Below are 15,365 nucleotides of genomic sequence, written 5' to 3'. Positions count from 1 at the left end.
GGGAACGGGCCCGGCGCGCGCCCCCCGCTCAGGCGCCGCGCTCGTGCGGCTCCCGCTCCTCGACCAGCTCGCCGTGCAGCAGGGCCAGCGGCGCCTTGTGGTAGAGCTTGATGTCGTGGAACGGGTCGGTGAGGATCTTGGTCACCCAGACGAGGCCGGTCTGGACGTCGCGCTGGACGAAGAGCTGCACCATCCGGAACAGCAGGCCGGCGAGCGCCAGCCACAGCCAGATCCAGCCGACGTTGCGGATCAGGTCCGCGGTGCTCTGGTGCGGCGCGATCAGGCCGAACAGGCTCGGGTCGAAGTAGAGCGGCAGGGGCGACAGGGCCCAGATCGCCAGGAGCACGACCTTCCGCTGCAGGTTGTAGCCGACCTTGATCTCCTCCTTGTGCTCGTGGGTCGCGTCGTTGACGTGGTCGTAGCCCTTGGGCTCGAAGAACAGGTGGCCGGCCTGCCGCGAGGTCATCGCCACCAGCCAGCCGATCAGGGCCGCCGTGGCCGGATCCCTGAACGCCAGGGCGTAGGCGACCAGGAAGCTGATCGCGCTCACCACGTGCAAGCTCTGATTGACGCGGTTGTGGTGATAGTAGCGGTGGTCGTCCCAGCGCTGAACGCGCAGTGCCTCCCGAAAACTCGCCATGATGTGGGTCCCCGATCGATGGTGGTGGGTTGGTCGAAGCTGTTGCGCGTTCAGGCGGCGCGCTTGCGCAGGCGCAGCAGGGAGAAGTGGCCGAGCGGCGGGAGCGCCCGGCGCTCGACGATCTCCACCGGCGCGCCGGCGGCCCAGGCCGCGTAGCGCTCCCAGGCGAACTCGGTCCGCCATCCGAGGCGGCTCGTCACCGGAGCGAGGGTGCGCTCCACCGCGCGCCGCAGGCCGGCCTCGGCGCCGATCCGCGTGGTGATCACGATCTCGCCGCCGGGGCGCAGCACCCGGGCGAACTCGTCCAGCGCCGCCTCGGGATTGGGGACAGCCGTGACGACGTACTGCGCCACCACCACGTCGAAGGCGGCGTCCGGGAAGTCGAGCTGCTCGGCGTCCATGACGGCGAGGCGCTCCACGTTGCGCAGACGCAGCCGCGCCACGCGCTGACGCGCCTTCTCGAGCATGGGGGCCGAGATATCGATGCCGACGATGCTGCGGGCGCGCCTGTAGGCCGGCAGCGACAGGCCGGTGCCGACGCCGACTTCCAGGATGCGGCCGCCGATCCGTTCGGCGGCGGCCGCCGCCAGGGTACGGCCCTGCGCGAAGACGGGCCCGAAGACCAGATCGTAGACCGGGGCCCAGCGGCCGTAGGCCTTGGCGACGCCGTCGCGGTCGAGATCGGGTCCGAGCGTGCCCGCGCGCGAGGAACCGGTGTCGTGCATTCCGAGGGCCATGGGCGTCCTGTCTCGTTGTCGGCTAGGTCGGCCCGACGGCTCGCCTCGACCGTGGGCTGCAGGTCTGAGGCAGGCGTTCACCAGCTCAGTTCGCGTCACCGCGCGTCCGTCGGTCAGACCAAGATCCAGCCAAGGGCTCGCGCTTGTCCGCCTCGAGAGCGCCGAGCGGCGTCGCGACAAGGCAGGGGGCGGTCACAATGGGCGAGGGAGGCGGGATCTCGATCGTGCCACGCCGCCCGGATCATCAACGACCCCACCCCGCCTCTCCGCAGAAGTCTTTCCGCCGGCAAAGCTATGTCGTTCGTTTGACAAGCTTGTGACATGTCCGTCAAACACGCCAACGGCCATTCCATTTGCTGGCAAAATACTGATGTGCCACGCGTCACATCTATGCACGAGGGGTGATATGCGACCCTTCGAGCTACCTGATCTTGCCCGGTGACGAACGCCTCGGCCGCGCATCGGCCGCGCGTCGGCTTCTCGCACACGCGGTGTTCACGATGCTCCGAAGACCCTGCCGTTGCGGTCTCGTCGCAGATCCCGAGATGCGCGATGATTTGAGGGCGGGAAGCCTGCAGGTCGCGCCTTCGACATTTTCTCGCCCTGATATCGACGAGATGTGACCCGGTATCCCCAGCAGGACAGGGCGCGACGACGCGCCGAAGGAGTGTTTCGCGTGATCGAGAATTTGCGGCGTCAGACCATCGCGGTCGCGGCCTTCGCCGGGATCGCTCTCAGCGCCGGGCAGGCGCAGGCCGCGCAGTGCGGCAACACCGCGGCCGGCTTCGATGCGTGGAAGCGGCAATTCGCCGAGGAGGCGCGCGGCCGGGCCAGCGCGGCCAGCCTCGCGGCGCTGCAGAACACAACCTACTCGACCGCCACCATCTCGGCGGACCGGGGGCAGCACAGCTTCAAGCTGTCGCTGGAGCAGTTTCTCGCCAAGCGCGGCGGCCCGACCATCGTCAAGCGGGGCCGCGCGCTGAAGCAGCAGAACGCGGCCCTCTTCGACTCGATCGAGCAGCGCTACGGCGTTCCGCCGGGCCCGCTCCTGGCGATCTGGGGCATGGAGACCGGCTTCGGCGCGGTGCGCGGCAACGTCAACACGCTCTCCGCGGTGGCGACGCTCGCCTACGATTGCCGGCGTTCCGAATACTTCACGGACCAGCTCTACGCTGCGCTGACCCTGGTCGATCGCGGGCTCCTGACACCGAATACCCGCGGCGCGGCGCACGGTGAGGTCGGGCACACCCAGTTCCTGCCGAAGAACGTGCTGGCCTACGGCACCGGCGACCTCAACAACGTCGGCGCCGCCCTGTCGTCCACGGCCAATTTCCTCAAGGCGCATGGCTGGCGGGCCGGCGCCGGCTACCAGCCCGGCGAGCCGAACTTCGCGGCGATCCAGGGCTGGAACGCGGCGCCGGTCTACGAGAAAGCGATCGCCATTCTCGGGCGCCAGATCGACAACAATTAGCAGTATCTCGGCCTCGAATAGACCGAGACGTATTGCGAGAACTGCGGCGGCGCGCCCGAAAATGGTCCCGATCGAGCCAAGATCGACCATCGCATCGCCCCAGAAAAGCCGGCCCGACCCCGCTGTCTCACGCTGAGCGGGGCCGGTCCGCCCGCCGCGGATCCGTATCCTGTGCGGAAGGCGGCAGCCGGCAAGCCCCGCCTCGCGACGAGGAGCATGGGCAACCGCGATGGCTGTCGAATCCGTGCCGCTGGACGGCCTCAAGACCCGGAACGCGCGCAGCACTTGGCTCGCGCCCCTGACGGTGCTCACCGGCGCGGTGACGCTCGCCGCCCTCGGGGGCAGCGTCCTGCATCGCGCCCCGGTCCCGATAACCGGCATCGAGAACGCCCGGACGGAAGCGCCGGTGCCCGCACCGTCCGCGGAGGACAGGGCCGAGACCGCCGCCGCCGAGCCGGAGGCCGCCGAATCGCCCGAGCCCGGTCGCGACGCCCTCGGCAATTCGCAGTCACGATGGGCCTGGAATCAGATCGCCCCACCCTCGCTGACGCCCGAACCCGTCCCCGAAAGCGCCGATGCCGGCGCCGACGCGCAGCCCGGAACGCAGGTCACCGAGACACCGCTCAGCGCGATGGTGGTCCCGCTGCCGATCCCCCGTCCGCCCGAGTTCCGCGGGCCCGCGGGCACCGCACTCGCCCGGCGGTCCGACCGGCGCATGGCGCGCCGCGAGATGCCGCAGGCGGCTCAGCCTATCCCCCAACCCGAAGAGCGCTCGTTCATCGAGAAGCTGTTCGGCATCGAGCGCGGACCGGCGCTGGCCTACACGGCGCTCGAGAGCAAGCCGGCTGACGTCGCGCCGCCGCAGCAGCGCGTCTCGCCGCCGCTGGCCCCGGCCCGGGATCCGGGCCCCTCGGCCGGCATCGCGGTCTACAACATCGCAGCCCGGACCGTGACCCTTCCGAACGGCGAGCGCCTGGAGGCGCATTCCGGCCTGGGCGAGGGGCTGGACGAGCCGCGCCTCGTCAACGTCCGGATGCGCGGCCCGACTCCGCCCGGCACCTACGATCTCACCGAGCGCGAACGGCCCTTCCACGGCGTGCGGGCGATCCGCCTCACGCCGGTCGGCGGCAACGAGGCGGTCTACGGCCGTGTCGGCCTGCTGGCACACACCTATATGCTGGGCCCGCGCGGCGACTCGAACGGCTGCGTATCGTTCCGCGACTACGACCGGTTCCTCCAGGCCTTCCTGCGCGGCGAGGTTCAGCGGCTGGTGGTCGTCAGCGGCACGCAGGACCCGCTGCCGAGCCTCGCCGCCGGCACGGTCACGACCCGCATGGCCCGCAACGGCGGCTGACGACGGCTCGCCCGCGGCAACGGCCGCAAGCGCGCAGACGGTCTACCAGCACTGCTCGCGCGGCGCTTGGAACGCGCCGTGCCGGCCCGCAGAACGCGGTGGCGGCGCGTTCCGGCGCCGCGACACGCGAGTCCCCGGTCCAGACCATGCCCGCACAACGATCGGCCGCCGCGGCCGTCCGAATCCTCCTGGCGCTCTCCGGTGTCCTGGCGGCCGACTTGGCCTGGAGCGCCTCCGCGCCGGACCGCGTCGGCGCGGCGGTGGTCGGGGCGCGCTTGGCGGACCGGATCGTCGGCACCTGGGAACTCGTCTCCTACAAGGTCGAGGACAAGGAGACCGGCACGCTCGTCGACGCCATGGGCGGCACGCCGCGCGGTCGCGTCATCTTCACCAAGGACGGCTGGGTCGCCTTCAACCTCGAGGGCAGCGCCCGCACGCCGGCGACCACCGACGCCGAGCGGGCCGCGCTGATGAAGACCCTCGTCGCCTATATCGGCCGCTACCGGATCGAGGGTGACCAGTGGGTCACCAGCGTGCAGACCGCGTGGGCGCCCGAATGGGTCGGCACCGAGCAGCGCCGCACCATCCATATCGACGGCGACTACGCCGACGTCACGACTCCCTGGCGCGTGATGCCCAACTGGGATGACGGCCGCCTGTCGCGCAGTATCATCCGGTTCAAGCACATCCCGTAGCGGCGCGCCTTCGCCACGCCGTCGCGTCGAGCGACGGACCGGGCGACGGACCGGGCGACGGATCGGGCGACCGATCGCGGCCAGTCTATCGGCGGGTCGCCGCCATGCGCGCCGGTCGTCGCGACGGACTGACAGGATGGCGGCGATTGCAACCCTGGCAGTAATTGTCCTTTCAGGCCCCGTCCTCTATGAGGCCACCATCAATCTGCTGAGCCAAGCCAGCCAGCATCTTCCCGCCCACCCGGCAATCGCGCCACCGCGCGAGCGAGGTCTTGAACCGGTGATCCGTTCTCCGGCGAGATCGCGCGCCTAGGCGGAGGGAAGGCCTCTGCGTCGCGCGAGCGCGCCCCGTCGTCCCACGATCCGTGCGGCTCGGGGACGACGGACGCGATGCGGGCCAGGGCAGGACCGTCGTGCCGGGTTGAGCGAGACCGCGAGCGTGCCGCGACGGGAACGGGGAAACGATCCGGAAGGCCGGACGGGCGGGATTCGCGCCCGTCGCATCGAGTGTCTTCCGTACGCGCGGCGGCCGATCGGGCCGTGCGGTACGCAAAAGCGGGATCTGCCCATGCGTGGCGACGACGAGACCCAACACCGGCGCGACCGCCGGGCCGCGGACGTGCTGCCCCTGAGCCGGCGGCGGCTCCTCGGCACGGCCGCCACCGGCCTAGCGCTGGCGGCCCTGCCGGGCGCGCTGGCCCTGGCCGAGGGCGCGGACAGCAAGGTCGACGTGCTGCTGATCGGCGGCGGGATCATGAGCGCGACGCTGGGCGTCTGGCTGAACGCGCTGGAGCCGAACTGGTCGATCCAGATGGTCGAACGGCTGGATCAGGTCGCCCTCGAGAGCTCGAACGGCTGGAACAACGCCGGCACAGGACACTCGGCCCTGGCGGAGCTGAACTACACGCCCGAGAAGAAGAACGGGCAGATCGAGATCGCCAAGGCGGTGGAGATCAACGAGGCGTTCCAGGTGACCCGGCAGTTCCTAGCCCATCAGGTCAGGACCGGCGTGATGACGGACCCGCGCGCCTTCATCAACTACACGCCCCACATGAGCTTCGTCTGGGGCGACGACAACATCGCCTACCTGAAGAAGCGCTGGGAGGCCCTGAAGGCGAGCCCGCTCTTCGCCGGCATGGAGTACTCGGAGGATCCCGAGCAGCTCCGCAAGTGGGTGCCGCTGATGATGGAGGGCCGCGACCCGAAGCAGAAGGTCGCCGCGACTTGGTCGCCGCTCGGGACCGACTGCGAGTGGGGCGAGGTGACCCGCCAGTACGTCGCCCACCTGAAGAAGCAGCCGAGCTTCAACCTCCGGCTCTCCACCGAGGTCGAGAGCATCACCAAGAACGGCGACGGCTCGTGGCGGGTGACCGCCAAGAACCTGAAGGACGGGACGCGCCGGACGACCGACGCCAAGTTCGTGTTCATCGGCGCGGGCGGCGGTGCCCTGCACCTCCTGCAGAAATCCGGCATCCCCGAGGGCGACGAGTATGCCGGTTTCCCGGTGGGCGGCTCGTTCCTGATCAACGACAATCCCGACGTCGCCACGCTCCATCTCGCCAAGGCGTACGGCAAGGCGTCCGTAGGCTCCCCGCCGATGTCGGTGCCGCATCTCGACACCCGCGTGATCAACGGCAAGCGCGTGATCCTGTTCGGGCCGTTCGCGACCTTCTCGACCAAGTTCCTGAAGGAGGGCTCGTACTTCGACCTCCTCAGCTCCACGACCACCAGCAACATCTGGCCGATGATGAAGGTCGGCGTCGACGAGTTCCCGCTGGTCGAGTACCTGGCGGGGCAGCTGATGCTGTCGGACGACGACCGGATCGCGGCGCTGCGCGAGTACTTCCCGAAGGCCAAGAAGGAGGAGTGGCGCCTCTGGCAGGCGGGGCAGCGGGTGCAGATCATCAAGCGCGACCCGAACAAGGGCGGCGTGCTGAAGCTCGGCACCGAGATCGTCAACGCCAGGGACGGCAGCATCGCGGCGCTCCTCGGGGCCTCGCCCGGCGCCTCCACGGCGGCGCCGATCATGCTGCAGGTGCTGGAGAAGGTCTTCGCCCAGAAGGTCGCCACGCCGGAATGGCAGGCGAAGATCCGGGAGATCGTGCCGAGCTACGGCACGAAGCTCAACGACGATCCCGACCGCGTCGCGCGCGAGTGGGCCGACACGAGCGCGCAGCTCCAGCTCCCGACCCCGCCGCAGATCGACCGGGCCGTGCTGAAGCCGGTCTCGACCGGCAGCACCGTGCTGAACAGCAGCGCCACGCCGGTGAAGGAGCCGGTCCACGACCTCGCGCCGTGAGCGGCGCGTCCCGGGGCGCCGACGGTCGCGCGCCCCGGGAGCGCGTCGGTGCTCAGAGCCCGACCCGACCCAGGGCCGGCAGCTTGAGACCGGGCCGGCGCAGGTCGATCCCGGCGACGCCGCCGAGCAGGTTCAGCTCCAGGCCCTCGACCCAGCCGAGGGTTACCCCGGCATAGCCGCCGAGGTTGATGCGGATCCCGGTCCGCGACGGCGTCAGGCCGATCCAGCGCCCGTCATAGGGGAAGTCCTTGCCGATCGCGGTGGTGGGCAGGCTCTCGCGGATCTCCGGCACCGCCGCCATGACGGCGGCCACGAAGGTGTTCGAGTTCGGGCCGGGCCACACGACGTAGTCGCCGGGCCGGCTGAACCGGTATTCGGCCACGGCCTGCCGGATCCGCGGGAGCATCGCCTCCGCCTCGGCGCCGTCGGCCGCGAACACCACCGTCGGCGGGTTCCCGAACCAGCGTCCGTCCGGCACGAACCGGTCGATCCAGATCGGCTGGCCCCAGGCCGTGTAGTCGAACCGGCTGTAGGCGCGGGCGCCGCGCTCCTTGACGACGATCCAGCTGTGCGTGGCCACGATGCCGCGCCAGCTCACGGTCCGCGCCGAGAAGATGCGCAGCACGGCGCCGGGATGCGCGTCCGCGCGCGGCAGCAGGCCGGCGCTGGATCGATCCGCCAGACGCCAGTCGCCGCTCGCCCGCGTCGCGTAGAGCAGGGCGGAGATCGCCACCGGCACGAGGAAGAGCGCGGCGAGCGCGAGGAGGGCGATCCTGAACAGGGTCACGGGCGGTCCGGGGGGGAGGGCGGGATAGAATCCGCATGTAGGTAGAGCCCGCATCCGCGAAACTGCGACCGACGCGCCCCGGGGCTGCGCGCGCGTCAGGGTGGGGAGGCGAGGGCGTCCAGCAGCAGCGTCGCGGCGAGGAGATCGGCGCAGCCGCCGGGGCTCAGGCGCGCGGCCACGAAGGCGCGGTGGATCGCCGCCGCGCGCGCCCGCCAGTCGGGGGCCGCGATGCCTCCGGCGTCGACAAAGGTCGCGGCGGCCGCGCGCGCGCCGACGAGGCCGTCGGCACCGCCGCGGTGCAGGAGGTTCGTGTCGTCGACGACCGCCAGGAGGGCGAAGAAGCAGTGCACGCGGGCCGCCTCGGCATCGTGGGGGGCGCACGATCGGCCGAAGCGGAGAGCGGGCAGGGCGACGGCGCGGATGGTCGGAAAGCCCGCCGCGGCCTCGGCGCTGGCGCCACCGACGCCGAAGCGCCGCGCCGCGCGGCCGCCGTGGCTGACGGCCGAGACCGGCGCCCGGGTGATCGCTGTCCCCCAGAGGTGACTGACCGCCTCCGCCAGCCCTTCGGCGCTCGCGCGCTCCGCACCGGGCCCCACGCCCCGCGCTCCCGCCGCGGCACAGATCAGCCCCAGCGAGAAGATGGCGCCCCGATGCGCGTTGACGCCGCCGGTCGCCCGCATCATCGCGGTCTCGGCGGCCAGACCGATTGCCCGGAGTTCCGCCATTACGGCATCGCGGGCGCCCGCCGCGACCAGTTCCGCGAAGAACGGCCGGAGCGCCGCCGCGCTGCGGCGGAGCGTCTCCGCATCCATGTCGTCGTGGCTGCCGGAATCGACCGGGCTCACGAGGCCGGGCTTGGGCCAGGTCTCCAGTTCGCCGATGAGCGCCGCGTGCGCGAGATCCGCGACGCGTTCGGCCCAGGGCGCGGCGGCGTTGCTCCGGTCCGCGCCCGGCGCGATGAGGCTCTGATCGTCGCGCAGGGTCGAAGCTCCCCAAGGGTTCGCCGGCATGGCCGAAGCGGCGTCGGGCGGCCCGAGATATACCGGATGGCCGTGCCGGCACAGACGCGGCGTTCTCCGAGCCGGTTCGACTGTCCTGCCCTAGAAGGATCCGACGAAGCGCTCGGGCAGCGTCCAGAGGTCGGGCGCCTGGATCGCGCTCTTGCGCTCGATCGCGTCGGCGAACAACCGCTTCGTGGTCTCGAAATGGGCCTCACCCGGACGCATCTGAACGGGGCGGCGCGGGACGCGACCGATATCGGCCTTCACGAAGGCCAGGAACTCCGTCGGGTCGATGGCGTGGTGGGAGTTCGGGATGCCGATCGGCGCGGCCGCATTCCGCTTCTGCTGACGCCTGAAGAGGATGTCGTGGTCCAGATACGCCAGGTGGAACAGGAACAGGTCGCGGAAATCGGGGCGGTGGTCCTGGATCAGGCAGTGGAAGCCGACGTGCCAGTCGACCCGCTCCGACACGATGGTCGCCTTGCACAGGGTGGATATCGGCCGGATGTAGCCCCGCTGGCCGGAGATCGGTGCCGCGACGTCGATAGGGGCCTCGTCCCCGACGTGCATGACGTCGGCCCCGAACAAATCGAGGATGGGGGGCAGCGGCCGCGCGGCGATGTAATCGGAGAGAGTAGACGATACGTCCGGATCGGGGAGGATCAGCTCGTCGCTATCCGCATAGAGAACATATTTGAAGCCGATGAACAGCGATGCGCAGAAATCCCTGACCGTGTGGGCGCGCTCCCACTCGTTCAGGGGCAACCGCGGCAACCGGACGACGTTCGCGCGCAGTCCGGTCGTCGAGCCGTCGTCGGAACCGTGGTCGAGGATATAACAGTTTTCAGCCCCGACTTGTCGCTCGTAGTGCTTCAGCCAGAGCGGAAGCATGGTCTTCTCGTTGTAGGCCATCGTGACGGCGGCGAGCGGCCTCTTGTGCAACGGTATTCCTTCCCGCCAACGCGGCCTTCACCGCGCGTCTACAGCGCATTCGCGAAGCGTTTGATCGGAGCTTAGTGGCAATGGATCGTGCGCAGCAACTCCTGAGGTCGTTGACCAAGGACGCCCGCATCGTGGAGATTGGCCCGAGCTTCAGCCCGCTCGCGCCGAAGCGCGACGGCTGGAACACGTTCGTCATCGATCACGCGCCGCGCTCGGAGCTCATCGAGAAGTATCACGACCAGACGGTCGACCGCATCGAGGAGGTGGATTTCGTCTGGACAGGCGGCTCGATCGCGGACGCGGTCCCGGTCGACCAGCACGGCACCTTCGACGCGTTCATCGCCAGCCACGTCATCGAGCACACGACCGACATCGTGACCTTCCTGCGCGCCGCCGAGACGCTGCTTCGGCCGGACGGCGTGGTGATCCTGGCCGTGCCCGACAAGCGCAAATGCTTCGATTTCTACCGTTCCCTCACCGGGACGGCGGACGCGGTCGCGGCGTTCCTGGAGAAGCGGAACCGGCACACGGTCCGGACCCACATCGACTACGCCCTGAACATGGCGCTGAAGGACAACGGCACGGTCGGCGCTTGGTCGGGCCAGGACACGCGGCCGGCCATTCCCGCGAATCCGCTCACCGACGAGCCGCAGTGGCTCGGCGCCGCGCAACTGCCCTACTACGCCGACGCCCATGCCTGGGTGTTCGTGCCGGCGAGCTTCAATCTGATGATCCTGGAGCTGGCGCAGCTCGGCTACATCGATCTGCGCGTCGAGGATTTCCTCGACCGGGACGCGACGGAATTCTTCGTGTGGCTCCGCAAGGGACGCGAGCAGCTGGCGCCGGACGAGATCCGCGAGCAGCGCACCGCGCTGATGCAGCGCGCCATCGTCGAGCTGGCGGAGCAGGTGCAGCAACTGCCCGAGACGTCCTTCGTCGAGATGGCCTCGGCGGGGGCGCTGCGGGATCAGCTCCTCAAGGCGACCTACCGGACCGAGGCGCTCCGCACCGTGCTGGCGGCGCTCCGGGCCAGCATCGGCCGTTTCGGGCTGGATCGGGCCGAGTTCAAGCGCCTGATCGCCGCGGCGAGCCAGAAGGTTCCGGGGAACCTCTCGGCGGCGGTCCAGCACAAGATCCTGCTGACCGAAGCGACCAAGATCCTCGACGGCATCACGGATTCTGCGGTCGAGACCGACGACCGGGATCCCGCCGTCATCGACGGCGCCGTCTTGGTGGCGCCGCTCGGCGCGGCCCAGTTCGGGGATCCGCTGCTCGCCGCCGAACTGGAGCGCGAGCGCCAGCGCGCCCGGGCGGTCCGCATGGTGCTGGACGCCGTGCTCGGAAGCCTGCGCGGCCGCGCCCTCGACAAGAAGCGGTTCCGGGACCTCGTCACGCAGGCGGCCGCGCGGACGCCGAATGACGGCCCCGAATCGGCGCGCCACGCGGTGCTGTCCGAGGAATCGCGGCGGGTCCTCGGCCTGCCGGTCGCCTGAGGCTGGCCGCGGCACCGACCGCGCCGTGGCGCGAGCGGCGCCCGGCGCGCCCGGCGCGCCCGGAGCGGACCCGGCCGGCCGTCACGCCGCCGACGCGACCGCCGGGGAGATGCGCTTGCGGGCCTTCTTGTCCTCGGTGCTGCTGACGAAGGCCTGCGCCTCCTCCTTGCGCTCGAAGACGTGCGGCGCGACCCCGCGCTTGTTCAGGGCCTCCTCCATCTTGAGGCGCAGGAAGGCGCTGGTCGCGTAGCGGGTCGTGGTCGCGTAGTAGTTCGCCTGCAGGTACTGGACCATGCCGGCGTAGTCGTCGACCAAGTTCTCGTTGAGCCGGAAGCCGTCGTGATTGATCACGGCGTTGACCCGCTGGCCCGCCTTCCGGCAGGCCTCGACGATGGTCATGCGCAGCTCGTCCATGTCGCCCTTTACCCGGCAGTACCAGCCTTCCAGGTTGACGAAGAGGATGTTGCGCTCGCCGTCGTAGCTGACGCGGGACTTCAGATCGAGGTTGAGCAGATCAGAGATCAGCTCCATCGGCTCCTCGCGGAAGATGCGCGGATCCATCGGCACCGGATTGCGCACGACGGGCGCGAAATCCATGTGGGCGAGGATGTCGCGCTCGATGTCGATCCCCGGCGCGACCTCGATCAGTTCCAAGCCCTCCGGAGTCAGCTGGAAGACGCAGCGCTCGGTCACGTAGAGGACCGGCTGCGACCGCTCGACCGCGTAGGGGCCCGAGAAGGTGTTCTGCTGGACCTGGGTGACGAACTTGCGGGCCTTGCCCTCGTTCACGATGCGCACCTGACCGTCGGACACCGCGATCTCGAGACCGCCGGCCGTGAACGTCCCGGCGAACACGACGGTGCGGGCGTTCTGCGAGATGTTGATGAAGCCGCCGCAGCCGTTCAGCTTGCCGCCGAACCGCGAGGTGTTGACGTTGCCGGCCGCGTCGCACTCGGCCATGCCCAGGCAGGTCATGTCGAGGCCGCCGCCGTCGTAGAAGTCGAACATCTGGTTCTGGTCGATGATGCAGTCGGCGTTCGTGGCCGCGCCGAAGCTCGAACCGGACGCCAGCACCCCGCCGACCGCGCCCGCCTCGGTGGTGAGGGTGATGTAGGGGGTGATCTTCTCCTCGTTGGCGACCGACGAGATGCCCTCGGGCGCGCCGACGCCGAGATTGACCACGCCGTTCGGCGGCAGCTCGAAGGCGGCGCGGCGCGCGATGATCTTGCGCTCGTTGAGCGCCATCCGCTTGATGCCGGTGACCGGGACCCGGATCTCGCCGGCGAGCGCCGCGTCGTGCATCACGCCGTAGTTCATCCGGTGCATCTCGGGTTCGGCGACCACCACGCAGTCAACGAGGATGCCGGGCACGCGCACGTCCTTCGGCAGAAGGTAGCCGTCGTCAACGATGCGCTCGACCTGGGCGATGACGATGCCGCCGTTGTTGCGGGCCGCCATGGCCTGGGCGAGGCAGTCCAGGGTCAGCGCCTCCTTCTCGTAGGAGAGGTTGCCCGACGGATCGGCCGAGGTGGCCCGGATGAAGGCCACGTCGATCTTGGTCGCCGTGTAGAACAGCCACTCCTCGCCATCGACCTCGACGAGCTTGACGATGTCCTCGGTAGTCAGTTCGTTTACCTTGGCGCCCCCGTGGCGCGGGTCGACATAGGTCTTCAGGCCGACCTTCGAGAACAGACCCGGCTGGCCCGCCGCGCAGGCCCGGTAGAGCTGGGAGATCACGCCCTGGGGCAGGTTGTAGCCGCGGATCAGGTTGTCCTGCGCGGCCTTGGCGACCTTGGGCATGCGGCCGAAATTGGCCGCGATGACCCGCGTGAGAAGGCCGTCATGGTGCAGGCGGCCGGTGCCGAGCCCTTTGCTGTCGCCGGCGCCGGCCGTCATGATCAGGGTGAGGCCGCGGGGTGATCCGGTCTCGACGAACCGCTTCTCGAGGGCGGCGTGCAGGGCCTCCGGGATGCAGCTCTGGACGAACCCCGTGGTGGTCACGACGTCGTTCTCGCGGATCAGCGCGATCGCCTCTTCCGCCGAGATGACCTTGTTCTTCCTCATGGAGCCCGTGATCCTCCCCGGCACGTAGAGGTGCGGCCGGCCGTGATGCCCGTCGCCTCCGACTGTGCCATGCGCCGCCCCCGTGGTGCCGGGACGTCTCGGCCCCGGAGATCGGCTGAGTTTTGAATACGATCGTTATTGCACCGCATCAATATTTGCGGCATCGCACGAGGGCACATGCCGGCGCCGTGACAGTACTCCGAAAATGAGTGTGGGCGCTCCTGAAAAACTCTTCGGTCCACGATCAGAAAAATTGCGCGCGTCGCGGGGCCGTCGGCCGCCTGTGCTCCGCCGCACGCGATTTCCATGGTCCGCGTGCGCCGCCTCACCGCGGCGTCCCGGGATCCGGTGTCTCTCGGTCTGGACACGACAGGAGGCGATCATGAACCGAGATCCGAGAGCCCGGAGCAGGCAGGCCGACGGCAAGGCCCGGACGGCGGAGTCCGACCGCGAGAATGATGCCCGCGCACGCGCGGCGGTGGTGGATGCCTGGCGCCGGGCACTGCTCCGGATGCGCGAGCGGCGCGCGACCGAGGACCGCGCCGATCCGGGCCATTGAGGCCCGGGGAGAGGCGAGCGGACCGGTCCGGCGCCCGGCGGCGACGCGGGGCCGGCGGTCCGGATCGGCCCCCGACGTCGCCCGAATGGGGACGGGGACCGACCCTTTTTCTCTACTTGGCGCGACGCGGCGGGAGCGGCACAGCGTGAGCAACGAACGGGGAGTATGTGAGCCGATGGACGACGACGTCGCAGACGGCATGGACGGCGGCGACGCGAGTTCCGCGGCGGCTCAGGAGGCGAACGGGATCGCCTTCCTGCTGGCGAGCGCCGCCTACCTGACGCTCGCAGACGCGCATCTGCGGCGGGAAGGTCCGGAGGGGCTCGCCCTGATGGACGAGATCGAGGACCGGATCACGGAGGCCCTGCGGAGCTTCGTCGAGGAGACGTCCTACGAGGATGCGCGGCCGGACATCCTCCAGCACGCGACCCGCAAGGTCCGCGCCCTCCTCGAAGCGGGACGCTCGCTGGCGCCGGAGATGCGGCGATTCCAGTGAGCACCGGCCCGGGCCGGACCGCGTGGCGGCGCGCTCGGGCCGGCGGGGCTCAGGCGCCCGGCGGTGAGGGCTTCGCGAAGCCGATATCGGCCGCGACACCGGCGAGCCGGTCGGGATCGCGCTCCTTGCGCTCGCTGTAGCGGTCCACGAGGTAATCGGCGCATCCGCGGGTCAGCAGCGTGAACTTCATGAGTTCCTCGCACACGTCGACGACCCGGTCGTAGAGCGGCCCGGGCCTCATACGGCCCGCCTCGTCGAACTCCCGGTAGGCCATCGGCACCGAGGACTGGTTGGGGATCGTGATCATCCGCATCCAGCGGCCGAGGACGCGCAGGGCGTTCACGGCGTTGAAGCTCTGAGAGCCGCCCGAGACCTGCATCACCGCGAGGGTCCGGCCCTGCGTCGGGCGCAGACTCCCCTCGGACAGGGGCAGCCAGTCGATCTGGCTCTTCATCACGCCGGTGAGCGCGCCGTGCCGCTCGGGCGAGACCCAGACCTGCCCCTCGGACCAGGCCGAGAGGGCGCGGATCTCCCGCACCTTCGGATGGTCGGCGGTCGCGTCGTCGGGCAGCGGCAGGCCGTCGGCGTGGTAGATGCGGACCTCGCCGCCCATCGCCTCCAGGAGCCGCGCGGCCTCATAGGCCAGGAACCGGCTGAAGGAGCGTTCGCGGAGCGACCCGTACAGGATCAGGAAGCGCGGCGCGTGCGCGAGCGGGATCCCCCGACCGGCCCCGTCGGTCGGCGTTGCGAAATGCGCCGCGCTGAGATTCGGCAGGCCGTCACGGACCGAAGGGGCAGGGGCCGGGCTCTTGCTCACCGGGACGCTT

At 70.1% G+C, this 15,365-nt stretch carries 14 protein-coding genes; 7 read left to right on the top strand and 7 right to left on the bottom strand.

Annotation, left to right across the window (positions count from 1 at the left end; translation table 11 throughout):
* Positions 1-28: 28 nt before the first annotated feature.
* Both LXM90_RS21645 and LXM90_RS21640 read right to left on the bottom strand, forming a co-directional pair.
* Complete coding sequence (locus tag LXM90_RS21645; RefSeq protein ID WP_020091709.1) at positions 29-640, bottom strand: membrane protein; 612 nt, start codon at positions 638-640, stop codon at positions 29-31.
* A 50-nt stretch (positions 641-690) separates the two neighbouring features.
* Entirely contained in the window at positions 691-1,377 is a 687-nt protein-coding gene (locus LXM90_RS21640; RefSeq protein WP_020091710.1) for a class I SAM-dependent methyltransferase, read from the bottom strand.
* A gap of 676 nt (positions 1,378-2,053) precedes the next feature.
* Between LXM90_RS21640 and LXM90_RS21635 the strand changes: the two genes are divergently transcribed.
* The 4 genes from LXM90_RS21635 (at position 2,054) to mqo (ending at position 7,196) form a co-directional block, all read left to right on the top strand.
* Positions 2,054-2,848: a lytic murein transglycosylase gene (locus LXM90_RS21635; protein WP_020091711.1), complete on the top strand. Its 795-nt coding sequence runs from the start codon at positions 2,054-2,056 to the stop codon at positions 2,846-2,848.
* A gap of 229 nt (positions 2,849-3,077) precedes the next feature.
* Positions 3,078-4,202: a DUF2778 domain-containing protein gene (locus tag LXM90_RS21630; protein ID WP_020091712.1), complete on the top strand. Its 1,125-nt coding sequence runs from the start codon at positions 3,078-3,080 to the stop codon at positions 4,200-4,202.
* Positions 4,203-4,348: 146 nt separating this feature from the next.
* Positions 4,349-4,897, top strand: a complete 549-nt coding sequence (locus tag LXM90_RS21625; protein ID WP_234081041.1) for a lipocalin-like domain-containing protein — start codon at positions 4,349-4,351, stop codon at positions 4,895-4,897.
* Positions 4,898-5,465: 568 nt separating this feature from the next.
* Positions 5,466-7,196: a malate dehydrogenase (quinone) gene (gene mqo, locus LXM90_RS21620; RefSeq protein WP_020091714.1), complete on the top strand. Its 1,731-nt coding sequence runs from the start codon at positions 5,466-5,468 to the stop codon at positions 7,194-7,196.
* 52 nt (positions 7,197-7,248) lie between these two features.
* On the opposite strand, the gene LXM90_RS21615 is transcribed toward mqo, so the two are convergent.
* From LXM90_RS21615 to LXM90_RS21605, 3 genes are all read right to left on the bottom strand, one after another.
* Positions 7,249-7,983: a DUF3750 domain-containing protein gene (locus LXM90_RS21615; protein WP_020091715.1), complete on the bottom strand. Its 735-nt coding sequence runs from the start codon at positions 7,981-7,983 to the stop codon at positions 7,249-7,251.
* 95 nt (positions 7,984-8,078) lie between these two features.
* Positions 8,079-8,993: a triphosphoribosyl-dephospho-CoA synthase MdcB gene (gene mdcB, locus LXM90_RS21610; protein WP_020091716.1), complete on the bottom strand. Its 915-nt coding sequence runs from the start codon at positions 8,991-8,993 to the stop codon at positions 8,079-8,081.
* Positions 8,994-9,083: 90 nt separating this feature from the next.
* The gene (locus LXM90_RS21605) at positions 9,084-9,896 is read right to left on the bottom strand and encodes a glycosyltransferase family 2 protein (RefSeq protein WP_042673236.1); all 813 of its coding nucleotides are present in this window, start codon (positions 9,894-9,896) and stop codon (positions 9,084-9,086) included.
* 110 nt (positions 9,897-10,006) lie between these two features.
* On the opposite strand from LXM90_RS21605, the gene LXM90_RS21600 reads away from it, so the two are divergent.
* Positions 10,007-11,419 carry a class I SAM-dependent methyltransferase gene (locus LXM90_RS21600; RefSeq protein ID WP_026604721.1) on the top strand — a complete coding sequence of 471 codons (1,413 nt, stop codon included), beginning with the start codon at positions 10,007-10,009 and terminating at the stop codon, positions 11,417-11,419.
* An 81-nt stretch (positions 11,420-11,500) separates the two neighbouring features.
* Here the strand turns inward: LXM90_RS21600 and LXM90_RS21595 are convergent, their stop codons facing one another.
* On the bottom strand, positions 11,501-13,483 hold the full coding sequence (locus LXM90_RS21595) for an acyl CoA:acetate/3-ketoacid CoA transferase (RefSeq protein WP_020091719.1): 1,983 nt from the start codon (positions 13,481-13,483) through the stop codon (positions 11,501-11,503).
* A 382-nt stretch (positions 13,484-13,865) separates the two neighbouring features.
* Here LXM90_RS21595 and LXM90_RS21590 point away from each other — a divergent pair, with 382 nt between their 5' ends.
* Together LXM90_RS21590 and LXM90_RS21585 are read left to right on the top strand one after the other, a co-directional pair.
* Positions 13,866-14,042: a hypothetical protein gene (locus LXM90_RS21590; protein WP_020091720.1), complete on the top strand. Its 177-nt coding sequence runs from the start codon at positions 13,866-13,868 to the stop codon at positions 14,040-14,042.
* Positions 14,043-14,217: 175 nt separating this feature from the next.
* The gene (locus LXM90_RS21585) at positions 14,218-14,538 is read left to right on the top strand and encodes a hypothetical protein (RefSeq protein WP_020091721.1); all 321 of its coding nucleotides are present in this window, start codon (positions 14,218-14,220) and stop codon (positions 14,536-14,538) included.
* Positions 14,539-14,587: 49 nt separating this feature from the next.
* Here LXM90_RS21585 and arsH read toward each other — a convergent pair whose 3' ends face one another.
* Complete coding sequence (arsH, locus tag LXM90_RS21580; protein WP_020091722.1) at positions 14,588-15,355, bottom strand: arsenical resistance protein ArsH; 768 nt, start codon at positions 15,353-15,355, stop codon at positions 14,588-14,590.
* Between the last annotated feature and the right edge of the window lie 10 nt (positions 15,356-15,365).

The organism is Methylobacterium oryzae, from assembly GCF_021398735.1.
Lineage (GTDB): Bacteria > Pseudomonadota > Alphaproteobacteria > Rhizobiales > Beijerinckiaceae > Methylobacterium.
The sequence above is the reverse complement of the archived record's forward strand: the minus strand, read 5'-3'. Positions and strand labels throughout refer to the sequence as shown.

Bases quoted from the DNA above. Each gene is read 5' to 3' on its own strand.
- LXM90_RS21595 (WP_020091719.1), bottom strand. From the start codon at position 13,483: ATGAGGAAGAACAAGGTCATCTCGGCGGAAGAGGCGATCGCGCTGATC.
- LXM90_RS21585 (WP_020091721.1), top strand. From the start codon at position 14,218: ATGGACGACGACGTCGCAGACGGCATGGACGGCGGCGACGCGAGTTCC.
- LXM90_RS21645 (WP_020091709.1), bottom strand. From the start codon at position 640: ATGGCGAGTTTTCGGGAGGCACTGCGCGTTCAGCGCTGGGACGACCAC.
- LXM90_RS21625 (WP_234081041.1), top strand. From the start codon at position 4,349: ATGCCCGCACAACGATCGGCCGCCGCGGCCGTCCGAATCCTCCTGGCG.
- LXM90_RS21590 (WP_020091720.1), top strand. From the start codon at position 13,866: ATGAACCGAGATCCGAGAGCCCGGAGCAGGCAGGCCGACGGCAAGGCC.
- LXM90_RS21605 (WP_042673236.1), bottom strand. From the start codon at position 9,896: ATGGCCTACAACGAGAAGACCATGCTTCCGCTCTGGCTGAAGCACTAC.
- mqo (WP_020091714.1), top strand. From the start codon at position 5,466: ATGCGTGGCGACGACGAGACCCAACACCGGCGCGACCGCCGGGCCGCG.
- mdcB (WP_020091716.1), bottom strand. From the start codon at position 8,993: ATGCCGGCGAACCCTTGGGGAGCTTCGACCCTGCGCGACGATCAGAGC.
- LXM90_RS21630 (WP_020091712.1), top strand. From the start codon at position 3,078: ATGGCTGTCGAATCCGTGCCGCTGGACGGCCTCAAGACCCGGAACGCG.
- LXM90_RS21600 (WP_026604721.1), top strand. From the start codon at position 10,007: ATGGATCGTGCGCAGCAACTCCTGAGGTCGTTGACCAAGGACGCCCGC.
- LXM90_RS21640 (WP_020091710.1), bottom strand. From the start codon at position 1,377: ATGGCCCTCGGAATGCACGACACCGGTTCCTCGCGCGCGGGCACGCTC.